Below are 21,224 nucleotides of genomic sequence, written 5' to 3'. Positions count from 1 at the left end.
CGCGTTGCGGAGTCCGAAGTTGTCGGTGCTATCGGCAACAATGACGGGGTGACTGACACCGCTGCGACACGCAAAGCGCGCGGTGCGTTTTTCACCCCACCGGAGATCGCGCGTTATCTGACCAGGTGGGCGATCCGGTCCGCTGACGATGCGGTCTTCGAACCCGCGGCCGGGGAGGCCGCGTTCGTGGTCGAGGCGGTGACCCGGCTGGTCGAATTGGGTACTGACCGGCCGAGGGTCGACGGGGTGGAACTTCACGCGACGAGTGCGGCGACTGCCCGCAGGCGCGCGGCCGCGGCCGGCGGCGCGGCCCGCATCAGAACCGCCGACTTCTTCACGATCGAACCGCGGGCCGCGTACACCGCCGTGATCGGCAACCCGCCCTACATCCGTTACCAGGAGTTCCGTGGCGCCACCCGAGCGCAGTCGCGTCGCGCCGCACTCAAGGCGGGCGTCACGCTGTCCGGGCTGGCCTCGAGCTGGGCCGCGTTCACCGTGCACGCGGCGTTGTTCCTGAAGCCTGGTGGCCGGCTGGCCCTCGTCTTGCCCGCCGAGTTGCTCAGCGTGAACTACGCGGCGGCGGTGCGGAAGTTCTTGTTCGACCGGTTCACCAGCGTCGAGCTGGTGATGTTCGATGAGCAGGTGTTCCCCGAGGCCGAGGCGGACGTGGTGCTGTTACTCGCCGACGGCTATGGCAGCGGGCCGTCTGACCACGCCGTCATCCACCGCGCCCGCAACGCCTCTGCACTGACATCTGAACTGGCACAACGGCGTTGGTCGCCGCGCGATCCGGCTGACAAATGGGTCAGCGGCCTGATCGGAAACGCACCGGTGGATGCCCTCCATGGGCTGCACGACGACAGGCAGTTCTGCGTGCTGGAGACCTGGGGCGACACCACACTGGGCATGGTGACGGGAAACAACAGCTTCTTCGCGTTGTCTCCGGACCGGGTGCGCGAACTGGGCCTGCGGCGCACCGACCTGTTGCCGTTGTCGCCGCCCGGTAGTGCGCACCTTCGAGGCCTGACCCTGACCGCCGAACAGTTGGCCAGACTGGGGGAGGATGGCCGGTCCATCCATCTGTTCCGGCCGGCCGGGCAACCGTCGGCTGCCGCGCAGCGCTACATCGACGCCGGGCACGCCGCCGGCGTGCATCTGGCCTACAAGTGCCGGGTGCGCCGGCCCTGGTATCAGGTGCCCCTGGTGAATCCGGCTGACCTGCTGCTGACGTGTATGAATGCCGACACTCCGCGGTTGATCACCAACAGGGCCAAGGCTCATCACCTCAACTCGGTGCACGGCGTCTACCTGCGCGACGAGGTCCGGGCACTGGGGCGCGACCTGCTGGCATTGGCCGCACTGAACTCGGTGACCCTGCTGCACGCTGAGATCGTCGGCCGCTCCTATGGCGGCGGGATCCTCAAGATCGAACCTCGTGAGGCCGACCGTTGGCTGGTCCCGTCGCCCGAATTGGTGGCAGCGCGAGCCAACGAGCTGCGGGCGGTGCGTCGGCGGGTCGGCTCACTGCTGGATCGCGGAAAATTGCTCGAGGCGACCCGCATCGTCGACGACGCCTTGGGGCTGGAAACGCACATCGTTCTGGAACCCGTTCGGACGGCGCGCGATTCATTGTCGACGCGCCGGACGGTAAGGTCTCGGCGTGCCCGCTGAACCGTCGACCAAAGCCACCGCGTGGGCCATTTTCGACCGCATTGTGGCCGACGCGGCACCGGCAGGCGTGCACACCAATCCGTGGGTGCGGGTGGCCGGTGAGTTGACGTTCGTGCCCGATTTCCGGGTGCTGCGCAAGCTGCTCGGGGTGCCGTTGTACCTCGATGCGCCGTCGACCACCGGGGTTCCGGCGCTGGCGCTCGATGTCTGGTTGGCGTACGAGCTGCGGCGTGCCGGGTTCGATCCGGACGCGGTGTGGCCCAGGGCGACAGACCCGCGGATCATGCCCAGCGCCATCGCCAGCCTGCTCGAGGCGCTGCCGCAGAAGGAACGCCACCTGATCGAGCAGCGCCTGAAGCGGTCGATGAAAGGCGTTGCCGCGTCGAGCGCCAGCGTGCTGGGCAAGCACTACATGAAGCAGGTCGACGTGGTGATGTCGGACTGGGACACCGGCCCGGAATTGCTGATCAGCACCAAGCGGATGGACTCCAGCTTCGGCAAGAACGCCGCGAACCGGGTCGAGGAAAGCTACGGCGACGCCAAGAATCTGCGCCTGCGCCACCCGTTGTCGGCGCTCGGATTCGTCTACGGCCTGCGCTCGACGATCCTCCGCACCGAACCGGACAAGGCGGAGTGGCTCATCGACCTGCTGGGCAAGCTCGGTACCGAGGACGACGCCTATCACGCGGTGGCACTGGTGATGATCGACTACGACTCTGAGGTCGCCGAGTCCGCGGACGAGGAAGTCGACAGCATCGAAAAGGCCGAGCCGGACGCGCTGTTCGAGATCGTGGATGTGGCCACGGCCGCTGTCGACGAGGCGCTGGCCGCCCTGCCCGACATCGCGATCCGGCATGACACGGTGCCGCCCGCGCTGCAGCCATCGCGCTTTCTGGCGACCATGGTCAACCGCGTCATCGACACCACCCCGGTAACCCGGCACCGTGAGGCGCGTCGGCGTCGCAACGCCGCAACCGAAGGCTGAAGCCCCTACAGCACCCGCGAGCTGGCCTTGGCCCGCGCACTCCAGCGGCCGTCCTGGAACCCGACCACCACAGGGTGAGCGAAGGCCTCGCTGACGTGTTCGGTGTTGACCACCTCGTGGGCCAACCCGCTGGCCACGGTGCGCCCTTCGGCGATCAAGAGGGCGTGCGTGGTGCTGGTCGGTAGTTCCTCGAGGTGGTGGGTGACCAGGATCGAGGCCATGTCCGGATGCGAGTCATCCAGGGTGTCAAGGGTTTCCAGCAGCTGTTCGCGCGCCGCCACATCCAGGCCGGTGGTCGGCTCGTCCAGCAGCAACAGCCGTGGGTCGGCGATCAGCGCCCGGGCGATCAGGGTACGGCCGCGCTCGCCCTGGGACAGGGTGGGCCAGATCGCATCGGCGCGGGCCGACAGGCCCACGGTGTCGATGAGTTCGTCGGCTCGGCGCACCTGTTCGGGGGTCGGTGTCCAGTGCGCTGCGATGTCGATGGTGGCGGTGATGCCGGTGAGCACCACCTCGCGCACGGTGAGCGGATACTGCAGGCGGTGCCGGGGATTCACGTGACCGATCGAGCGGCGGAGCACGGCCAGGTCGGTGCGGCCCATCTGACCGCCGAGCACGTGCACGGTCCCCGTCGTCGGAAACGTCACGGCGGCACAGAAACCCAGCAGCGTGCTCTTGCCGGCACCGTTGGGTCCCAGCAGTGCCCAGTGCTCACCGGATTGCACGGTGAGTGAGATGCCGTCGATGATCTGCTTGCCGTCACGGCGGAAGGTCACATCGGCGATGTCGAGGACCGGGGTCATGCGAAAGACTCCTTCAATGAGCTCAAGTGGGTTCTGCTGGCGGCTGCGGCGGCCTCGGGGTCGCGCGCGATGATCGCGTCGGCCAGCTGTTGGTGCAGGTCGTGGTCGCAGGGTTCGGAGGCGATCGGGCGGATCTTCAGCATGTCGATCATCGCCAGGCGCAGCCGGGGGAGGAACGCGTCGAACAGCTGGATCAGCACCTCGTTGTGGGCCGCGGCGATCACCGTGCGATGAAACGCCATGTCGGCGTCGACGTGATCGGGTACGGACTGGCCCAGCACACCGCGGGCGGCCAGGGTGCGACGGATCGCGCGCAGGTCGGCGGGCGTGCGCCGGGTGGCGGCCAGCGCGGCGGCCTCGGCTTCGATGGCGATGCGGGCCTCGATCACCGACACGATGGTGGCGCGGCGCAGGACGGTGTCCCAGTCTTCGGCAGCGTCGAGCGCGGTGACGAACACCCCGGCGCCCTGACGGCTCTCCAGCACGCCCTTGCCGGAGAGTTCGCGGATCGCTTCACGCAAGGTGGAGCGGCCCACGCCGAGTTGCGCGGCCAGCGTCGTCTCGCCCGGAAGTCGATGGCCGAGCGGCCATTCGCCTTGGCGGATGCGCGTCAGGAGCAGCTGGGCGGTCTGAGTCGCCAGCGGGTGACGCTGAACTTGGGACGTCATCGAAACCTGTCTACTTGTCTGAGGAGTTGTGTATAGTCTACGCATCATGACGCGCGTCCTGCTCCTTAGCCGCCGCGGCGGGGCCTGAATCGACCGGCCCCCTGCCGTGGGGCTGTGTCGCGCCGGTCGAAACCCAACCCGACCGAAGGCACCCTCATGACCACGTCTGCATTTCCCACCATCGACACCCCGGCCGGGGAAGTCCCGGCGAACGCGCCGGCCTGGAACCGGCAGCGCTGTTCCCAGATGCCGTCGCATCGCTACGCCTCCGTCTATGACCGCGTCGAAGTTCCTCTGGTTCAACGAGATTGGCCCACGGCCCGCATTCACACCGCACCGCTGTGGGTGCCGGTGGATCTGCGCGACGGCAATCAGGCGCTGGCCGAGCCGATGGATCCGGGCCGTAAGCGCCGATTCTTCGAGCTGCTGGTGGCCATGGGCTACAAGGAGATCGAGGTTGGCTATCCGTCGGCGTCGCAGACCGACTTCGACTTCGTCCGACTGCTGGCCGAATCCGACATCGCCCCACCCGACGTCACCATCGTCGTGTTCGTTCCGGCCCGCCGCGACCTGATCGAGCGCACCGTGGACTCGGTCCGCGGAATCGACAACGACGTCGTCATCCACATGTACACCGCGACCGCACCCACCTGGCGCGACGTCGTTCTGGGAAAGGACCGCGCCGAACTGCGGGACCTGATCCTGGCCGGCGCGCGCGACGTCCTCGAATTCACCGACGGCATGCCGAATGTGCGGTTCGAATTCTCGCCGGAGGTGTTCAACCTCACCGAGCCGGACTACGTGCTCGAGCTGTGTGACGCGGTGACCGAGCTGTGGCAGGCCACGCCCGACCGTCCGGTCATCCTCAACCTGCCGGCCACCGTCGAGATCGCCACCCCGAACGTGTACGCCGACCAGATCGAGTACATGCACCGCAACGTGTCCCGTCGTGACAGCGTCATCCTGTCGGTGCACCCACACAACGACCGGGGGACCGGCATCGCCTGCGCCGAGCTCGCGGTGTTGGCGGGAGCGCAACGGGTCGAGGGGTGCGTGTTCGGCAACGGTGAACGCACCGGCAATGTCGACATCGCCACCCTGGCGCTGAATCTGCATGCCCAGGGCGTGGATCCGATGATCGACTTCTCCGACATCGACGAGATCGCGCGCACCGTCAGTCACTGCACCCGCATGCCGATCCATGAGCGGCATCCCTATGTGGGAGACATGGTGCACACGGCGTTCTCCGGGACACACCAGGACGCGATCAAGAAGGGCTTCGCCGAACATCGCGCCAGGGCCGCGGCCACCGGACAACCGGATAACGAAATCGATTGGCGAGTACCGTATCTGCCGATCGACCCGGCCGACATCGGCCGCACCTACGATGCGGTGATCCGGGTGAACTCGCAATCCGGCAAGGGCGGCATCGCCTACCTGCTGGCCACCGATTACGGGTTGGAACTGCCGCGCCGCCTGCAGATCGACTTCGCCCGCCACGTCCAGGAGCACACCGATTCCAGCGGTTCCGAGGTCACCGCTGCCGAACTGTTCGATCTGTTCGAGGCGACCTATCTGGACCCCGCAGGGCCCGTGCAACTCAAGGACTGGCACACCGGCGGTGACGGCGCCGCCGCGGTCACCGACCTCATCCTGGTGTGTGACGGGCGCACCGTGGCCAGCAGTCACCGCGGCATCGGGCCGGTCGACGCGCTGTGCGCCGCACTCGAGGACATCGGCCATCCGATCGAGGTGCTGAGCCTGACCCAGCAGTCGATCGGCAGCATCGCCGTCAGTTACCTCGAATACCGGTCGGCCGGTCGCGCCGGCTGGGCGTGCGGCCGCAGCGACTCGGTGCTCGCGGCGTCGATGGCGGCGGTGCTGCGGGCGGTCAACGCGCCTTGAGCAGCTCCAGCGCCTTGTCGGCATGGGTGTCCATGCTGATCTCGCTGGAGATCACCCCGAGCACGGTGCGGTCGGTGTCGATGACGAACGTGGTCCGCTTGACCGGCATGAGCTTGCCGAGCAGGCCACGTTTCACCCCGAACTGGGCGGCCACCTTGCCGCCGTCGGCGTCCGACAGCAACGGGTAGTCGAAGTTCTGGATATCGGCGAACTTGGCCTGCTTGGCGACCGGGTCGGTACTGATACCGACCCGGCTCGCGCCGGCCGCGGCGAACTCCGCGGCCAGATCGCGGAAGTGACAGGCCTCTTTGGTGCACCCCGGAGTCATCGCCGCCGGATAGAAGAACAGCACCACCGGGCCCTCGGTGAGCAGGCTGGTCAGGCTGCGAATCGTGCCGGTCTGGTCCGGCAGTTCGAACTCGGCAACGGTGTCACCCGTCTTGAGGGATGTCATGGCTGGCTACGCTACGCCGTCTGCATGGCAGGACGGTGGCCCCGATCTGGGAGGATTGTTCCCGTGCAAACCACAGCCACCCACGCACCGGGATCCTCGGGCGCCGGCTCATCGCTTGCGGTCACCACCTCGCGGGAGGATTTCCGGGCCCTTGCCGCCGAGCACCGGGTCGTGCCGGTGACCCGCAAGGTCCTGGCCGACAGCGAGACACCGCTGTCGGCGTACCGCAAGCTCGCCGCCAACCGGCCGGGCACGTTCCTGCTCGAATCGGCCGAGAACGGTCGCTCGTGGTCGCGTTGGTCGTTCATCGGGGCCGGCGCTCCGTCCGCGCTCACGGTTCGCGACAACGAGGCGGTGTGGCTGGGCACCGCGCCCAAGGACGCGCCCAGCGGCGGTGAACCGCTGGCCGCATTGCGCGCCACCCTGGATCTGCTGCAGACCGAGGCGGTGCCGGACCTACCGCCGCTGTCGTCGGGATTGGTCGGGTACTTCGCCTATGACATGGTGCGCAGGCTGGAGCGGCTCCCGGAACTGGCGGTCGACGACCTCGGCCTGCCGGACATGGTGCTGCTGCTGGCCACCGACATCGCCGCCGTCGACCATCACGAGGGCACCATCACCCTGATCGCCAACGCGGTGAACTGGAACGGCACCGACGAGCGCGTCGACGAGGCGTATGACGACGCGGTGGCTCGGCTGGATGTGATGACCGCCGCCCTCGGCCAGCCGCTGCCGTCGACGGTCGCCACCTTCAGCAGGCCCGCGCCCGAGCACCGCGCGCAGCGCACGGTGGAGGAGTACACGGCGATCGTGGAGAAACTGGTCGGCGACATCGAAGCCGGCGAAGCCTTCCAGGTAGTGCCGTCGCAGCGGTTCGAGATGGACACCGCCGCCGACCCCCTCGACGTGTACCGGATGCTGCGGGTCACCAACCCCAGCCCGTACATGTACCTGCTCAATGTCCCCGATGCCGATGGTGGGCTTGACTTTTCGGTCGTCGGCTCCAGCCCCGAGGCGCTGGTCACCGTGAAGGACGGACGGGCCACCACCCACCCGATCGCCGGAACCCGGTGGCGCGGCAGCACCGAGGAAGAAGACGTGCTGCTGGAAAAGGAACTGCTGGCCGACGAGAAGGAACGCGCCGAGCACCTGATGCTGGTGGATCTGGGCCGCAACGACCTGGGGCGGGTGTGCCGCCCCGGCACGGTGCGGGTCGAGGACTACAGCCACATCGAGCGCTACAGCCACGTCATGCACCTGGTGTCCACGGTGACCGGCGAGCTGGCCGAGGGGAAGACCGCGCTGGACGCGGTGACGGCGTGCTTCCCGGCCGGCACCCTGTCAGGGGCGCCGAAGGTGCGGGCCATGGAGTTGATCGAGGAGGTCGAGAAGACCCGGCGGGGCCTGTACGGCGGGGTGCTGGGATATCTCGATTTCGCGGGCAACGCCGACTTCGCCATCGCCATCCGGACCGCACTGATGCGCAACGGCACGGCCTACGTACAGGCCGGCGGGGGAGTCGTGGCCGATTCCAACGGCCCCTACGAGTACAACGAATCGGCAAACAAGGCCAAAGCCGTGCTCAACGCCATCGCCGCAGCCGACACATTGGCCGAGCCGTGACGCGGGCGGCGCAGGCGTCGTTCGTCGTCGCCGCGGTGGCGCTGTGGGTGGCATCGCGGATGACCTGGGTCCAGGTGAGTTCGGCAGACGGGCTCGGCCAGCCCAAAACCACGACGCTCACGGGTGCGTCCTGGTCCACGGCGTTGATCCCGCTGGCGTTGCTGGTGCTGGCCGCTGCGGTCGCCGCCTTGGCGGTGCACGGCTGGGCGCTGCGATTGCTGGCGCTGCTGATCGCCGTGGCCAGTGCCGGTATGGGCTACCTGGCGATCAGCCTGTGGGTGATCAAGGACATCGCTGTGCGGGCCGCTGACCTGGCAGAAGTGCCGCTAGCGCAGTTGACCGCGACCAGCCGCTCCTATGGGGGCGCGGTGCTGACCCTGGTGGCCGCGGTGTGTGCGCTGGCCGGTGCGGTGATGCTCATGCGGTCGGCCAACGGCACGAAGCGCAGCATTGCAGGGCGGTACGCGGCGCCGGCGGCCCGGCGTGAGGCGGCCAAGAGTGACGACAGCGGCGAGCCGATGTCGGAGCGGATGCTCTGGGATGCGCTGGACGAGGGACATGATCCGACCGGCGACGGCGGCGATCCGGACAATAAGGGCCGGTGAATGGTGAAGGTGTGGCGACGGCTACCCTTCCAGGGAGGGCAACCGGGACCGGCCCGGAGGCACCAGAAAGGAACCGACGGGCGATGAGTTCGGCCACAGTGCTCGACTCCATTATCGAGGGAGTCCGCGCCGACGTTGCCGCCCGCGAGGCCGTTATCAGCTTGGCTGATATCAAGGCGCGGGCCCAGGACGCACCTCCGCCGCTCAACGTGATGGCAGCGTTGCGGGAACCGGGAATTGCCGTGATCGCCGAAGTGAAGCGGGCAAGCCCGTCTCGGGGCGAGCTGGCCAACATCGCCGACCCGGCGCAGTTGGCGCAGGCCTACCAGGCCGGCGGTGCGCGGATCATCAGCGTGCTCACCGAGCAGCGCCGGTTCAACGGCTCACTCGCCGATCTGGACGCGGTGCGGGCAGCGGTGTCAATCCCTGTGTTGCGCAAGGACTTTATCGTCAAGCCCTACCAGATCCATGAGGCTAGGGCCCACGGCGCCGACCTGCTGCTGCTCATCGTGGCGGCCCTCGAGCAGCCGGTGCTGGAATCACTGCTGGAGCGGACGGAATCCCTCGGGATGACCGCGCTTGTGGAGGTGCACACCGAAGAGGAGGCCGACCGGGCGTTGCAGGCCGGGGCCAAGTTGATCGGCGTCAACGCCCGCGACCTCAAGACCCTCGAAGTCGATCGCGACTGCTTCGCGCGCATCGCGCCGGGGCTGCCCAGCGACGTCATCCGCGTCGCCGAGTCCGGGGTCCGTGGAACCGCTGACCTCCTGGCGTACGCCGGCGCGGGTGCAGATGCCGTGCTGGTCGGTGAGGGCCTGGTGACCAGCGGGGATCCCCGCAGCGCGGTCGCCGATCTGGTCACCGCCGGTACGCACCCGTCCTGCCCGAAACCGGCTCGCTGAACCAATCAATGAGCCGCTTGCACGAAAAGACACTTTGATGGCGGATCTCGCGGGGCCCGAATTGCCCCGTACCAGCGCAGGCGTTGCCGAACCCACCGTGCACGATCCCGACGCGTTGGGGCATTTCGGCTCGTACGGCGGCCGGTTGGTTCCCGAGGCGTTGATGGCGGTGATCGAGGAGGTCACCGCCGCCTATGAGAAGGCCCGCGGGGACCAGGCCTTCCTCGACGAACTCGACCGGTTGCAGCGGCACTACAGCGGTCGGCCCTCGCCGCTGTACGAGGCGACGCGGCTGTCCGAGTACGCCGGTGGCGCACGCATCTTCCTCAAGCGAGAAGACCTGAACCACACTGGTTCTCACAAGATCAACAACGTCTTGGGTCAGGCGCTGCTGGCCCGGCAGATGGGTAAGACCCGCGTCATCGCCGAGACCGGCGCCGGCCAGCACGGGGTGGCCACCGCCACCGCGTGTGCACTGCTTGGTCTGGAATGCATCATCTACATGGGCGCGGTGGACACCGCCCGCCAGGCGCTCAACGTCGCGCGGATGCGGTTGCTCGGAGCCACCGTCGTCTCGGTCGAGGCCGGTTCCAAGACCCTCAAGGACGCGATCAACGAGGCGTTCCGGGACTGGGTCACCAACGCCGACGACACCTATTACTGCTTCGGTACGGCGGCGGGCCCGCATCCGTTCCCGCTGATGGTGCGTGATTTCCAGCGCGTCATCGGCATGGAGGCGAGGGCGCAGATCCTCGATCAGGCCGGTCGGTTGCCCGATGCGGTCACCGCGTGTGTCGGCGGTGGTTCGAACGCCATCGGCGTGTTCCATGCCTTCATCGACGATCCGGCGGTTCGGTTGGTCGGCTTCGAAGCCGCGGGCGACGGTGTGGAGACGGGCCGGCACGCCGCGACCTTCACCGGAGGTTCGCCCGGTGCTTTCCAGGGATCGTTCTCCTATCTGTTGCAGGACGAGGACGGCCAGACGATCGAATCGCATTCCATTTCCGCCGGTTTGGACTACCCGGGCGTCGGACCCGAGCATGCCTTCCTCAAGGACATCGGCCGCGCCGAATACCGCCCGGTCACCGATACCGAGGCGATGGACGCGTTCTCGCTGCTGTGCCGGCGCGAGGGCATCATCCCGGCGATCGAGTCGGCCCATGCGGTGGCCGGCGCCCTCAAGCTCGGACCTGAACTGGGCAGCGGATCGATCATCGTGGTGAACTTGTCCGGGCGCGGTGACAAAGACGTCGAGACGGCGGCCAAATGGTTCGGACTGCTCGACGAGGGGAGCGTGGGATGAGCCGGCTGGCGGAGTTGTTCGACGGCTGCCGCGCCGAGGGCCGTGCCGCTCTCATCGGCTACCTGCCCACCGGGTTCCCCGACGTGCAGACCTCCATTGCGGCGATGACGGCGATGGTCGAATCCGGTTGCGATCTGGTGGAAGTCGGGGTGCCGTACTCGGATCCCGGGATGGACGGACCGACGATCGCCGCTGCCACCGAGGCGGCGCTTGCCGGCGGCGTGCGGGTGCGTGACACCCTGGCCGCGGTCGAGGCGATCAGCAACGCCGGTGGCCGCGCGGTGGTGATGACCTACTGGAACCCCGTGCTGCGCAAGGGTGTTGACACATTCGCCCGCGACCTGGCCTCCGCCGGGGGCTACGGTCTGATCACCCCCGATCTCATCCCCGAAGAAGCCGTCGACTGGATTGCCGCATCCGAGGAACACAATCTGGACCGGATCTTCCTGGTCGCCCCGTCCTCGACGCCGGAGCGGCTCGCGGCGACCGTGAACGCATCGCGCGGCTTCGTCTATGCCGCCTCGACCATGGGCGTCACCGGGGCGCGTGATGTGGTCTCGAACGCGGCGCCGGAGTTGGTGCGCCGCGTCAAGGAAGTCTCCGACATCCCCGTCGGAGTGGGTTTGGGCGTGCGTTCCGGTGCACAGGCAGCCGAGATCGGCGCGTACGCAGACGGAGTCATCGTCGGGTCGGCCCTGGTGTCGGCCTTGGGCGAGGGGTTGGACGCGGTGCGTCGCCTCACCGAAGAACTGGCCAACGGCGTTAGGCAGAGGATTTCAGCTTGACCACTACCGTGCTCGCGTATTTGCCCAGCCCGTCACAGGGCGTCTGGCATCTGGGGCCGGTGCCGATCCGCGCGTATGCGCTCTGCATCATCGTGGGCATCATCGCGGCACTGGTCATCGGTGACCGGCGCTGGCAGGCGCGAGGCGGACAAGCCGGCGTCATCTATGACATCGCTTTGTGGGCAGTGCCTTTCGGCCTCGTCGGCGGCCGGCTCTACCACGTCATGACGGACTGGCCCACGTATTTCGGGCCGGGCGGCAAGGGGCTGGGTGCGGCCTTCCAGGTCTGGCAGGGTGGCCTCGGCATCTGGGGCGCTGTCGCACTGGGTGGCGTCGGAGCCTGGATCGGCTGCCGCTCGCGGGGCATACCGCTGCCGGCCTTCGGCGACGCGATCGCACCCGGAATCATCCTGGCGCAGGCCATCGGCCGGCTCGGAAACTACTTCAACCAAGAGCTCTACGGTGGCGACACCACGCTGCCGTGGGGTCTGGAGATTTACAAGCGCGTCAACTCCCTCGGGCAGCCAGACCAGCTCAACGGCATCTCGACGGGTGAGGTCGAGCGGGTGGTCCATCCCACCTTCCTCTACGAATTGCTGTGGAACCTGCTGGTTTTCGCGCTGCTGATCTGGGCGGACCGCAAGTTCAAGCTCGGCCACGGCCGGCTGTTCGCGCTCTACGTGGCCGGCTACTGCGCGGGCCGCTTCCTGGTCGAACTGATGCGCAGCGATCCGGCGACTGAGTTCGCCGGTATTCGTGTCAACACCTTCACCTCGACATTCGTATTCATCGGCGCCGTCGTCTACATCATGCTGGCGACCAAGGGCCGGGAAGACCCGGCGACCTTGGCGGGCAAGAGCGATGAAGACGAGTCGACGGCCGACGATCTCGGCAAGGAGCTCGTTGCCGCGGCAGCGACCACCGGTGTTGTCGCGGCCGCAACGGTGGCCGGGCAAGACGACGACGAGGATGCCGACCACATGCATCCGGACGAGGTCGGCGCCAGTGAGGACGACGGGGCCGAGGCGGCTGCGGCGATCGAACTGAAGGCGATCGCCAAGGAGCCCGAGGACGAGTCCGAAGAAACCGAAGGCGACGACGCCGACTCCGAGGAGACTGTCGACGAGGTCGAGTCTGAAGCCGAGGCCGATGAGGACGAGGACGCTGAGTCTGTCGCGGCGGTGGACGTCGACGAGGTCGAAGCTGAAGCACCGGTAGACGACGCCGCTGAGGTCGAGACCGAGGCCGACGAAGAAGCCGCAGATGAGGTGGCCGACGAGCCTGAGTCTGAGGAAGCCGAAGCCGAAGCCGACGTCACGGAAGAGTTGGATGAGTCGGCAGAGGTTGAGGCCGCAGCAGAGGGCGAAGCTGACGACGAGTCGGCCGAGGCTGAAGCACCGGTAGACGACGCCGCTGAGGTTGAAACCGAGGCCGACGAAGAAGCCACAGAAGAGGTGGCCGACGAGCCTGAGCCTGAGCCTGAAGAAGCCGACGCCGACGTCACGGAAGAGTTGGATGAGTCGGCAGAGGTTGAGGCCGCAGCAGAGGGCGAAGCTGACGACGAGTCGGCCGAGGCTGAAGCACCTGTAGACGACGCCGCTGAGGTCGAGACCGAGGCCGACGAAGAAGCCGCAGATGAGGTGGCCGAGGAGCCTGAGGAAGCCGAAACCGACGTCACGGAAGAGCCGGTCGACGAGGTTGAGGCCGCAGCAGAGGGCGAAGCTGACGACGAGTCGGCCGAGGCTGAAGCACCTGTAGACGACACCGCTGAGGTCGAGACCGAGGCCGACGAGGAAGCCACAGATGAGGTGGCCGACCAGCCTGAGCCTGAGCCTGAGTCTGAGGAAGCCGAAACCGACGTCACGGAAGAGTCGGATGAGTCGGCAGAGGTTGAGGCCCCAGCAGGGGACGAAGCTGACGATGAATCGAGCGAGACCGAAGCAGAGTCGGTCGACGTCGAGGACGGCACCGATGAGGCTGAAGCGCCGGTAGACGACGCCGCTGAGGCCGAGACCGAGGCCGACGAAGAAGCCGCAGAAAAGGTGGGCGAGGAGCCCGAATCGGCCGCCGACGAGGAGCCCACGGACGCGGAAGGCGAGGAGACAGCCGACTCCCAGGAGGCCGCGGACGAGGCGGAGGCTGAGGACGAGCCGGAGGCTGAGGAAGCCGAGGCCGAAGTCACGGAAGAGTCGGCAGACGAGGATCCTTCTGAAGCTGAAGCTGAAGCTGAAGCTGAAGCGGGTGACGAGGACGGCGAAGCCGTTACCGATACCGCAGAGTCCGACGAGGAGTCTGAGCCTGCTGAGCAGGACGACACCGAGGCTGAAACCGATGATGCGGCTGACGAACCCGATGCGGACGAAGCGGACAACGCCGAAACTGCAGATGACACCGACGACGACACGAAGTCTGAGGTCGATGAGTCCGATGACGAGGATGCGGTCAGCGAAACCAAGACCGAATCACCGGCGGTCACCGAGCAGCCCGAGCCGACGAAGCAAGGCGGCCGGGTGCGGCGCTGGTTCCGTCGCAACCGCTAACCTGTCGCGCTCTGGCATCCTGGCTGTATGACTGATCCGTCTCAGTCCCCGGACCCGTTGAACGGCCCGCCGCCGGCCGGCTTCCCGCCGCCTGCGGGCTATCCGCCGCCACCGCCCGGTTACCCGCCGTATCCGTCGCCGTATGGAGATCCGAGCGCGCCGTACGGTCGTCACCCGATCACCGGCGAACCGTTCTCGGACAAGTCCAAGGTGATCGCCGGTCTGCTGCAGTTGCTCGGGCTGTTCGGCCTCGTCGGCATCGGCCGTATCTATATCGGCGATACCAAGTTGGGCGTCATTCAGCTGATCGTGGGCCTGTTGACCTGCACCATCGGCGCGATCATCTGGGGCATCATCGATGCTGTCCTGATCCTCACGGACAAGGTCCGCGACCCATACGGGCGCCCGCTCCGCGATGGAACGTAGCGGCCCTGCCGCCACGCCGGCGGGACGGCTCTCACTGGTGGCCGCCAGTGGGCTCGCCGTCGGCGCGCTCGCGTACACCGGATTGGCCGACCCGCACCGGCCGGGTTTCCTGTTCCCGGGATGCCCGTTCAAGGCCCTTACGGGGTGGAACTGCCCGGCGTGCGGCGGCCTTAGGATGACCCACGACCTGCTGCACGGCGACGTGGGCGCGGCGATCGTCGACAACGTATTTGCCCTGGTCGGCCTGCCCGCACTGGTGGTGTGGATGTTGGTGCGGTGGCGGCTCGGCAAGCCGCTGTTCCCGCTGCCGGCGGTGGTGACGATCGTGGCCGCGTTGGTGGTCTGGACCGTGGTGCGGAACCTGCCGGGGTTCCCGCTGGTCCCGACATTAACCGCTCAGTAGTAGCCCACCTGCGCTGATACACTGAAAATTCGGGCCGGTGCAGTCCCGGGACCAGGATGTTCCGGACTTGCGGAGGTGCGATCAAGTGCTGTTTTCGGCATTGCCAGACGCGCAGGGGCTGTACGACCCTGCCAATGAGGCCGATTCCTGCGGCGTGGCCATGATCACCGATATTCAGGGCCGCCGTTCCCACGGCATCGTCAGTGACGGTCTGACCGCGCTCGAACACCTCGAACACCGCGGTGCGGCCGGGGCCGAGCCCAACAGCGGCGACGGGGCGGGCATCCTGCTGCAGTTGCCGGTCGAACTGCTGCGCGAGGTGGTCGATTTCGCCCTTCCGGGGCCGTCCGAGGACGGCTGCAACACTTTTGCCGCCGGTATCTGCTTCCTGCCGCAGGACGAGGACGCGCGCAGTGCCGCACGTGTCCGCATAGAGGCGTTGGCCGCCGAGGAAGGTCTTGAGGTTCTGGGCTGGCGGGAGGTGCCCGTCGACCCGGATGGCGCGGAGATCGGCAAGACCGCACTCGGCTGTATGCCTCACATGGCCCAGTTGTTCGTCACCGCACCGGGAGCCGATGGTGTGCGGGCGGGCGGAATCGAGCTCGACCGCAAGGTTTATCCGCTGCGTAAGCGGGCTGAACAAGGCACGGGGGCCGACGCGGTCTACTTCGCTTCGCTGTCCAGCCGGACCATCGTGTACAAGGGCATGTTGACGACAATGCAGCTGCCGCAATACTTTCCGGATTTGCGCGACGAGCGTTGCGTGAGTGCGATCGCGATCGTGCACAGCCGCTTCTCGACCAACACGTTCCCGTCCTGGCCGCTGGCGCATCCGTTCCGGTTCGTCGCCCACAACGGCGAGATCAACACGGTGCGCGGAAACCGCAATCGCATGCACGCCCGCGAGGCCCTGCTGGCGAGCGCCCGGATTCCCGGTGACCTGAGCCGGTTGTCGCCGATCTGCAGCCCGGACGCCTCCGACTCGGCGTCCTTCGATGAGGTGCTGGAGCTGCTGCATCTGGGCGGGCGCAGCCTGCCCCACGCCGTGTTGATGATGATCCCGGAGGCCTGGGAGAACGCCACCACCATGGACGCCGCCGAACGCGCGTTCTGGAAGTTCCATGCCTCGCTGATGGAACCGTGGGACGGCCCCGCCTGTGTCACATTCACCGACGGCACCGTGGTCGGTGCGGTGTTGGACCGCAACGGTTTACGGCCGGGCCGCTGGTGGCGCACGGTCGACGACCGGGTCATCCTGGCCAGTGAGAGCGGCGTGCTCGACGTGCCGTCGGGCGACATCGTCGCCAAGGGACGCCTGCAGCCCGGGAAGATGTTCCTGGTTGACACAGCGGCCGGGCGAATCGTTCCCGACGACGAGATCAAGGAGCAGCTGGCCGCGGCCGAGCCCTATGGTGAGTGGCTGCATGCCGGGCTGCTCGACCTCGCCACTTTGCCTGACGGGTCGCGTATCCAGCCGAATCATGAGTCCGTGGTGCGTCGGCAGATCGCCTTCGGCTACACCGAGGAGGAACTGCGCATCCTGCTGACCCCGATGGCGGCCTCGGGTGGTGAGCCGCTCGGCTCGATGGGCACCGATACGCCCGTCGCGGTGCTGTCCAAGCGCTCGCGGCTGCTGTACGACTACTTCGTCGAACTGTTTGCCCAGGTCACCAACCCGCCCCTGGACGCCATCCGTGAAGAGGTGGTCACCTCGATGGCCCGCGTGATGGGCCCCGAGGAGAACCTGCTCGAGCCCTCGGCAGCGTCCTGTCGCCAGATCGTCTTGCGCTGGCCGGTTCTCGACAACGACGAGCTGTCCAAGATCGTCCACATCAATGACGACGGCGAGCACCCGGGTCTGCGCACCACCGTGTTGCGGGCCCTCTACGACGTCGAACGCGGTGGGGAAGGTCTGGCCGAAGCGCTCGACGACCTGCAGCTCAGGGCCACCGAGGCGATTGCCAAAGGTGCACGCACCCTGGTGATCTCCGATCGCGATTCCGACCACACCAGAGCCCCGATCCCGTCGCTGCTGGCAGTTTCGGCGGTACACCACCACCTGATCCGCACCAAGGAACGCACCAAGGTGGCGCTCGTGGTGGAAAGCGGCGATGCCCGCGAAGTCCATCACATCGCCATGCTCATCGGATACGGCGCCGCTGCCGTCAATCCCTATCTCGCCTTCGAGTCGATCGAGGATCTGATTCGCGAGGGGGAGCTCACCGGTATCGAAACCGCCACCGCCGTGCGCAATTACGTCAAGGCGCTGGGCAAGGGCGTGGTCAAGGTGATGAGCAAGATGGGCATCTCGACTGTCGCCTCGTACACCGCCGCCCAGGTTTTCGAGGCGATCGGGCTGAGCCGCGACGTCGTCGACCAGTACTTCACCGGCACCACCAGCCAGCTCGGCGGCGTCGGGCTGGACGTGCTGGCCGAGGAGGTCAAGCTGCGTCATCGGCGGGCCTACCCGGAGAACCCGACCGAGCGGGTGCACCGCCGGCTCGAAGTCGGTGGTGAGTACGCGTTCCGCCGCGAGGGCGAGCTGCACCTGTTCACCCCGGAAGTGGTCTTCCTGCTGCAGCATTCGACCCGCACCGGGCGTCGTGACATCTTCGCCAAGTACTCCGAGGAGGTCGACCGGTTGTCCCGCGAGGGAGGGACGCTGCGCGGCCTGTTCGAGTTCAAGAAGGGCCTGCGACCGCCGGTTCCGCTGCAGGAGGTCGAGCCGGTCGAGTCGATCGTGGCCCGGTTCAACACCGGGGCGATGAGCTACGGGTCCATCTCGGCCGAGGCCCACGAGACCATGGCGATCGCCATGAACAACCTCGGCGGACGGTCCAACAGTGGTGAAGGCGGCGAGGACGTCGAGCGGCTCTACGATCCGCGCCGGCGCAGTGCGGTCAAGCAGGTGGCCTCGGGCCGCTTCGGCGTCACCAGCGACTACCTGGTGAACGCCACCGACATTCAGATCAAGATGGCCCAGGGCGCCAAACCCGGTGAGGGTGGTCAGCTTCCGGGATACAAGGTGTACCCGAACATCGCCAAGACCCGGCACTCCACGCCCGGGGTGGGGTTGATCTCGCCGCCTCCGCACCACGACATCTACTCGATCGAGGATCTCGCCCAGCTAATCCACGATCTGAAGAACGCCAACGCGGACGCCCGGATCCACGTGAAGCTGGTCAGCAGTGTCGGGGTCGGCACGGTGGCTGCCGGAGTGTCCAAGGCGCATGCCGATGTGGTGTTGATCTCCGGGTACGACGGCGGTACCGGTGCGGCACCGTTGACCTCGCTCAAGCATGCCGGGGCGCCGTGGGAGATCGGGCTGGCCGACACCCAGCAGACCCTGGTGCTCAACGGTTTGCGTGATCGGATCACCGTGCAGTGCGACGGCGGCATGCGCAGTGCCCGCGACGTGATCGTGGCCGCGCTGCTGGGCGCCGAGGAGTTCGGTTTCGCCACCGCACCGCTGGTGGTGTCGGGCTGCATCATGATGCGTGTCTGCCACCTCGACACCTGCCCCGTCGGCGTGGCCACCCAGAACCCCGAACTGCGGGCGCGGTTCAACGGCAAGCCCGAGTTCGTCGAGAACTTCTTCACGTTCATCGCCGAGGACATCCGCCGCTACCTGGCCGAGCTGGGATTCCGCAGCATCGATGAGGCGGTCGGGCATGCCGAGGTGCTCGACACCGATCCCGGTGTGGCGCACTGGAAGAGCCGCGGTCTGGACCTGAGCCCGATCTTCGCGCTGCCGACCGACGCCGACGGCAGCACGCTCAGCCAGCGACGCCGGGTGCGCGATCAGGAGCACGGTCTCGACCAGGCGCTCGATCAGACCTTGATCCAGCTCGCCGAGGGTGCCTTGGAGGATGCCCACCCGGTGCGCCTCGAGCTGCCCGTGCGCAACGTCAACCGCACCGTCGGCACGCTGCTCGGATCCGAGGTCACCCGCCGGTACGGCGCGGCCGGCCTGCCCGACAACACGATTCACATCAGTCTGACCGGGTCGGCAGGCCAGTCGATCGGCGCTTTCCTGCCGCCCGGCATCACACTGGAACTGATCGGTGATGCCAACGACTATGTGGGTAAGGGGCTTTCGGGCGGTCGGGTGATCGTACGGCCACCCGACGACGTGCTGTTCCTGCCCGAGGACAACGTCATCGCGGGCAACACCCTGCTCTACGGTGCCACCTCGGGCGAGGTGTTCCTGCGGGGCCGGGTCGGGGAGCGGTTCTGTGCCCGCAATTCCGGGGCCCTGGCCGTCGTCGAAGGCGTGGGCGATCACGCCTGCGAGTACATGACGGGAGGCCGGGTGGTGATCCTGGGCAAGACGGGACGCAACCTGGCCGCGGGCATGTCCGGCGGCATCGCCTTCGTGCTCGGCCTGGATCCGGCCCGGGTCAACACCGAGATGGTGGAACTGCAACGGCTGGAGGCCGAGGATCTGGCCTGGCTGCACGATGTGGTGGCCGACCACGCGCGCCACACCGGCAGCACGCTGGCCAGTTCGATACTGGCCGACTGGCCAAGGCGCAGTGCGCAATTCACCAAAGTAATGCCCACCGACTACGAGCGTGTGCTGCAGGCGACCCGGATGGCCAAGGCCGAGGGGCGCGATGTGGACAGCGCGATCATGGAGGCCAGCCGTGGCTGATCCGACCGGATTTCTTCGAGTGCCCAAGATCGAGGCCGCCAAGCGGCCCGTCGAAGAGCGGGTGGGGGACTGGCGCGAGGTGTACGAGCGCGAGGATCCCAACGAGCGGGCCGGCGAGGTATCGCAGCAGGCACGCCGCTGCATGGATTGCGGGATCCCGTTCTGCCACTCCGGTAAGGCGGGCTGCCCGTTGGGCAACCTGATCCCGGAATGGAACGACCTGGTGCGGCGCGGTCGCTGGGATGCCGCCAGTGACCGCTTGCACGCCACCAACAACTTCCCGGAGTTCACCGGACGGCTGTGTCCGGCGCCGTGCGAGTCGGCGTGCGTGCTGTCGATCTCCGAGGAGCAGACCGGCGGCAGCGTGACCATCAAGCGGATCGAGCAGACGATCGCCGACCACGCCTGGATGAACGGCACCGTCGAACCCCAGCCGGCGGCGATCTCGACGGGTAAGAGCGTCGCGGTCGTCGGCTCCGGCCCGGCGGGTTTGGCTGCCGCACAACAACTCACCCGCGCCGGCCATGAGGTCACGGTCTACGAGCGTGACGACCGGGTGGGCGGGTTGCTGCGCTACGGCATCCCCGAGTACAAGCTCGAGAAGTCGGTGCTCAATCAGCGACTGGCTCAGATGCGTGCCGAGGGCACGCGATTCGTCACCGAATGCGAGGTCGGTGTCGATCTCACCGTCGAGCAGTTGCGGCAGCGCCATCAGGCAGTGGTGCTCGCGGTCGGTGCGTTGCGGGGCCGCGACAACGATGTACCCGGCCGCGAACTCGATGGCGTGCATCTGGCCATGGAACATCTGGTGCCGGCCAACCGGGAATGCGAGGGTGACTCGTCCACACCGATCTCGGCGGCGGGCAAGCATGTGGTGATCATCGGTGGCGGTGACACCGGCGCCGACTGTCTGGGCACCGCCCACCGCCAGGGTGCCGCCTCGGTGACGCAGCTCGACTACAACACCGAACCACCCGAGACCCGCGACGACGAGCTCTCACCGTGGCCGACGTGGCCCTTGGTGCTGCGGACCTCCCCGGCGCATGCCGAGGGCGGTGCCCGTCGCTTCGAGGTGGCGGTGCAGCGGTTCATCGGTGACGACAACGGTCATGTCCGGGCCATCGAGATCGCCGAAGTCCGGGTGTCGCGCGACGCCGACGGGCGCCGTGAGATCACCCCGGTGGGTGAGTCGATGCAGATTCCCTGCGACCTGGCGCTGCTGGCGATCGGGTTCGAGGGTGTCGAGCACATGGCCTTGCTGGACGGCTTGGACCTCAAGCTGACCCGGCGCGGCACGGTGTCCTGTGGTTCGGACTGGCAGACCGACGCCCCCGGCGTGTTCGTCTGCGGTGACGCGCACCGCGGCGCGTCGCTGGTGGTGTGGGCGATCGCCGAGGGCCGCAGCGCGGCGCATGCGGTCGACGCGTACCTGATGGGCGAGTCGGATCTGCCGTCGCCGGTGCGGCCCGGGACCCTCCCTCTGGCCGTCATCTGAAT

General features: G+C 67.4%; 16 protein-coding genes. 13 read left to right on the top strand and 3 right to left on the bottom strand.

What is annotated here, in order from left to right; translation table 11 throughout:
- Positions 1-48: 48 nt before the first annotated feature.
- Complete coding sequence (locus G6N57_RS21935; RefSeq protein ID WP_174814504.1) at positions 49-1,671, top strand: N-6 DNA methylase; 1,623 nt, start codon at positions 49-51, stop codon at positions 1,669-1,671.
- Positions 1,661-2,656: a hypothetical protein gene (locus G6N57_RS21930; protein ID WP_077739396.1), complete on the top strand. Its 996-nt coding sequence runs from the start codon at positions 1,661-1,663 to the stop codon at positions 2,654-2,656. The genes G6N57_RS21935 and G6N57_RS21930 overlap by 11 nt, the downstream gene beginning before the upstream one ends.
- Positions 2,657-2,661: 5 nt before the next feature.
- On the opposite strand, the gene G6N57_RS21925 is transcribed toward G6N57_RS21930, so the two are convergent.
- Both G6N57_RS21925 and G6N57_RS21920 read right to left on the bottom strand, forming a co-directional pair.
- Entirely contained in the window at positions 2,662-3,459 is a 798-nt protein-coding gene (locus G6N57_RS21925; protein ID WP_077739397.1) for an ABC transporter ATP-binding protein, read from the bottom strand.
- Entirely contained in the window at positions 3,456-4,127 is a 672-nt protein-coding gene (locus G6N57_RS21920) for a FadR/GntR family transcriptional regulator (protein WP_077739398.1), read from the bottom strand. Before G6N57_RS21920 ends, G6N57_RS21925 begins: the two co-directional genes overlap by 4 nt.
- A 156-nt stretch (positions 4,128-4,283) precedes the next feature.
- Between G6N57_RS21920 and G6N57_RS21915 the strand changes: the two genes are divergently transcribed.
- Positions 4,284-6,032, top strand: coding sequence for a 2-isopropylmalate synthase (locus tag G6N57_RS21915; RefSeq protein WP_077741740.1), 1,749 nt, complete (start codon positions 4,284-4,286; stop codon positions 6,030-6,032).
- On the opposite strand, the gene G6N57_RS21910 is transcribed toward G6N57_RS21915, so the two are convergent.
- Positions 6,019-6,486: a peroxiredoxin gene (locus tag G6N57_RS21910; RefSeq protein WP_077739399.1), complete on the bottom strand. Its 468-nt coding sequence runs from the start codon at positions 6,484-6,486 to the stop codon at positions 6,019-6,021. The two genes, G6N57_RS21915 and G6N57_RS21910, sit on opposite strands and share 14 nt — an antisense overlap.
- Before the next feature lie 63 nt (positions 6,487-6,549).
- Between G6N57_RS21910 and G6N57_RS21905 the strand changes: the two genes are divergently transcribed.
- The 10 genes from G6N57_RS21905 (at position 6,550) to G6N57_RS21860 (ending at position 21,222) form a co-directional block, all read left to right on the top strand.
- Complete coding sequence (locus G6N57_RS21905) at positions 6,550-8,109, top strand: anthranilate synthase component I (protein ID WP_077739400.1); 1,560 nt, start codon at positions 6,550-6,552, stop codon at positions 8,107-8,109.
- The gene (locus G6N57_RS21900) at positions 8,106-8,714 is read left to right on the top strand and encodes a TIGR02234 family membrane protein (RefSeq protein ID WP_077739401.1); all 609 of its coding nucleotides are present in this window, start codon (positions 8,106-8,108) and stop codon (positions 8,712-8,714) included. The genes G6N57_RS21905 and G6N57_RS21900 overlap by 4 nt, the downstream gene beginning before the upstream one ends.
- Before the next feature lie 83 nt (positions 8,715-8,797).
- Complete coding sequence (gene trpC, locus G6N57_RS21895) at positions 8,798-9,616, top strand: indole-3-glycerol phosphate synthase TrpC (RefSeq protein ID WP_036444270.1); 819 nt, start codon at positions 8,798-8,800, stop codon at positions 9,614-9,616.
- Between the two features lie 37 nt (positions 9,617-9,653).
- The gene (trpB, locus tag G6N57_RS21890) at positions 9,654-10,919 is read left to right on the top strand and encodes a tryptophan synthase subunit beta (protein ID WP_075920423.1); all 1,266 of its coding nucleotides are present in this window, start codon (positions 9,654-9,656) and stop codon (positions 10,917-10,919) included.
- Entirely contained in the window at positions 10,916-11,704 is a 789-nt protein-coding gene (trpA, locus tag G6N57_RS21885; RefSeq protein WP_044518460.1) for a tryptophan synthase subunit alpha, read from the top strand. The genes trpB and trpA overlap by 4 nt, the downstream gene beginning before the upstream one ends.
- Positions 11,701-14,244, top strand: coding sequence for a prolipoprotein diacylglyceryl transferase (gene lgt / locus G6N57_RS21880; RefSeq protein WP_077739402.1), 2,544 nt, complete (start codon positions 11,701-11,703; stop codon positions 14,242-14,244). The genes trpA and lgt overlap by 4 nt, the downstream gene beginning before the upstream one ends.
- Before the next feature lie 27 nt (positions 14,245-14,271).
- The gene (locus G6N57_RS21875; protein WP_077739403.1) at positions 14,272-14,670 is read left to right on the top strand and encodes an NINE protein; all 399 of its coding nucleotides are present in this window, start codon (positions 14,272-14,274) and stop codon (positions 14,668-14,670) included.
- The gene (locus G6N57_RS21870; protein ID WP_077739404.1) at positions 14,660-15,073 is read left to right on the top strand and encodes a DUF2752 domain-containing protein; all 414 of its coding nucleotides are present in this window, start codon (positions 14,660-14,662) and stop codon (positions 15,071-15,073) included. Before G6N57_RS21875 ends, G6N57_RS21870 begins: the two co-directional genes overlap by 11 nt.
- A gap of 85 nt (positions 15,074-15,158) precedes the next feature.
- Positions 15,159-19,727: a glutamate synthase large subunit gene (gene gltB, locus G6N57_RS21865; RefSeq protein ID WP_077739405.1), complete on the top strand. Its 4,569-nt coding sequence runs from the start codon at positions 15,159-15,161 to the stop codon at positions 19,725-19,727.
- A complete protein-coding gene (locus tag G6N57_RS21860) occupies positions 19,720-21,222 on the top strand; it encodes a glutamate synthase subunit beta (protein WP_077739406.1) in 1,503 nt (500 codons plus the stop codon). Before gltB ends, G6N57_RS21860 begins: the two co-directional genes overlap by 8 nt.
- Positions 21,223-21,224 lie beyond the last annotated feature (2 nt).

Source organism: Mycolicibacterium boenickei (assembly GCF_010731295.1).
Classification (GTDB): Bacteria; Actinomycetota; Actinomycetes; order Mycobacteriales; family Mycobacteriaceae; genus Mycobacterium; species Mycobacterium boenickei.
This window is presented reverse-complemented; position numbering and strand designations above follow the sequence as displayed.

Excerpts from the sequence above, each read along its gene's own strand:
- trpC (WP_036444270.1), top strand. The coding sequence starts at position 8,798 with ATGAGTTCGGCCACAGTGCTCGACTCCATTATCGAGGGAGTCCGCGCC.
- G6N57_RS21915 (WP_077741740.1), top strand. The coding sequence starts at position 4,284 with ATGACCACGTCTGCATTTCCCACCATCGACACCCCGGCCGGGGAAGTC.
- G6N57_RS21910 (WP_077739399.1), bottom strand. The coding sequence starts at position 6,486 with ATGACATCCCTCAAGACGGGTGACACCGTTGCCGAGTTCGAACTGCCG.
- G6N57_RS21870 (WP_077739404.1), top strand. The coding sequence starts at position 14,660 with ATGGAACGTAGCGGCCCTGCCGCCACGCCGGCGGGACGGCTCTCACTG.
- G6N57_RS21875 (WP_077739403.1), top strand. The coding sequence starts at position 14,272 with ATGACTGATCCGTCTCAGTCCCCGGACCCGTTGAACGGCCCGCCGCCG.
- G6N57_RS21920 (WP_077739398.1), bottom strand. The coding sequence starts at position 4,127 with ATGACGTCCCAAGTTCAGCGTCACCCGCTGGCGACTCAGACCGCCCAG.
- G6N57_RS21925 (WP_077739397.1), bottom strand. The coding sequence starts at position 3,459 with ATGACCCCGGTCCTCGACATCGCCGATGTGACCTTCCGCCGTGACGGC.
- trpB (WP_075920423.1), top strand. The coding sequence starts at position 9,654 with ATGGCGGATCTCGCGGGGCCCGAATTGCCCCGTACCAGCGCAGGCGTT.
- trpA (WP_044518460.1), top strand. The coding sequence starts at position 10,916 with ATGAGCCGGCTGGCGGAGTTGTTCGACGGCTGCCGCGCCGAGGGCCGT.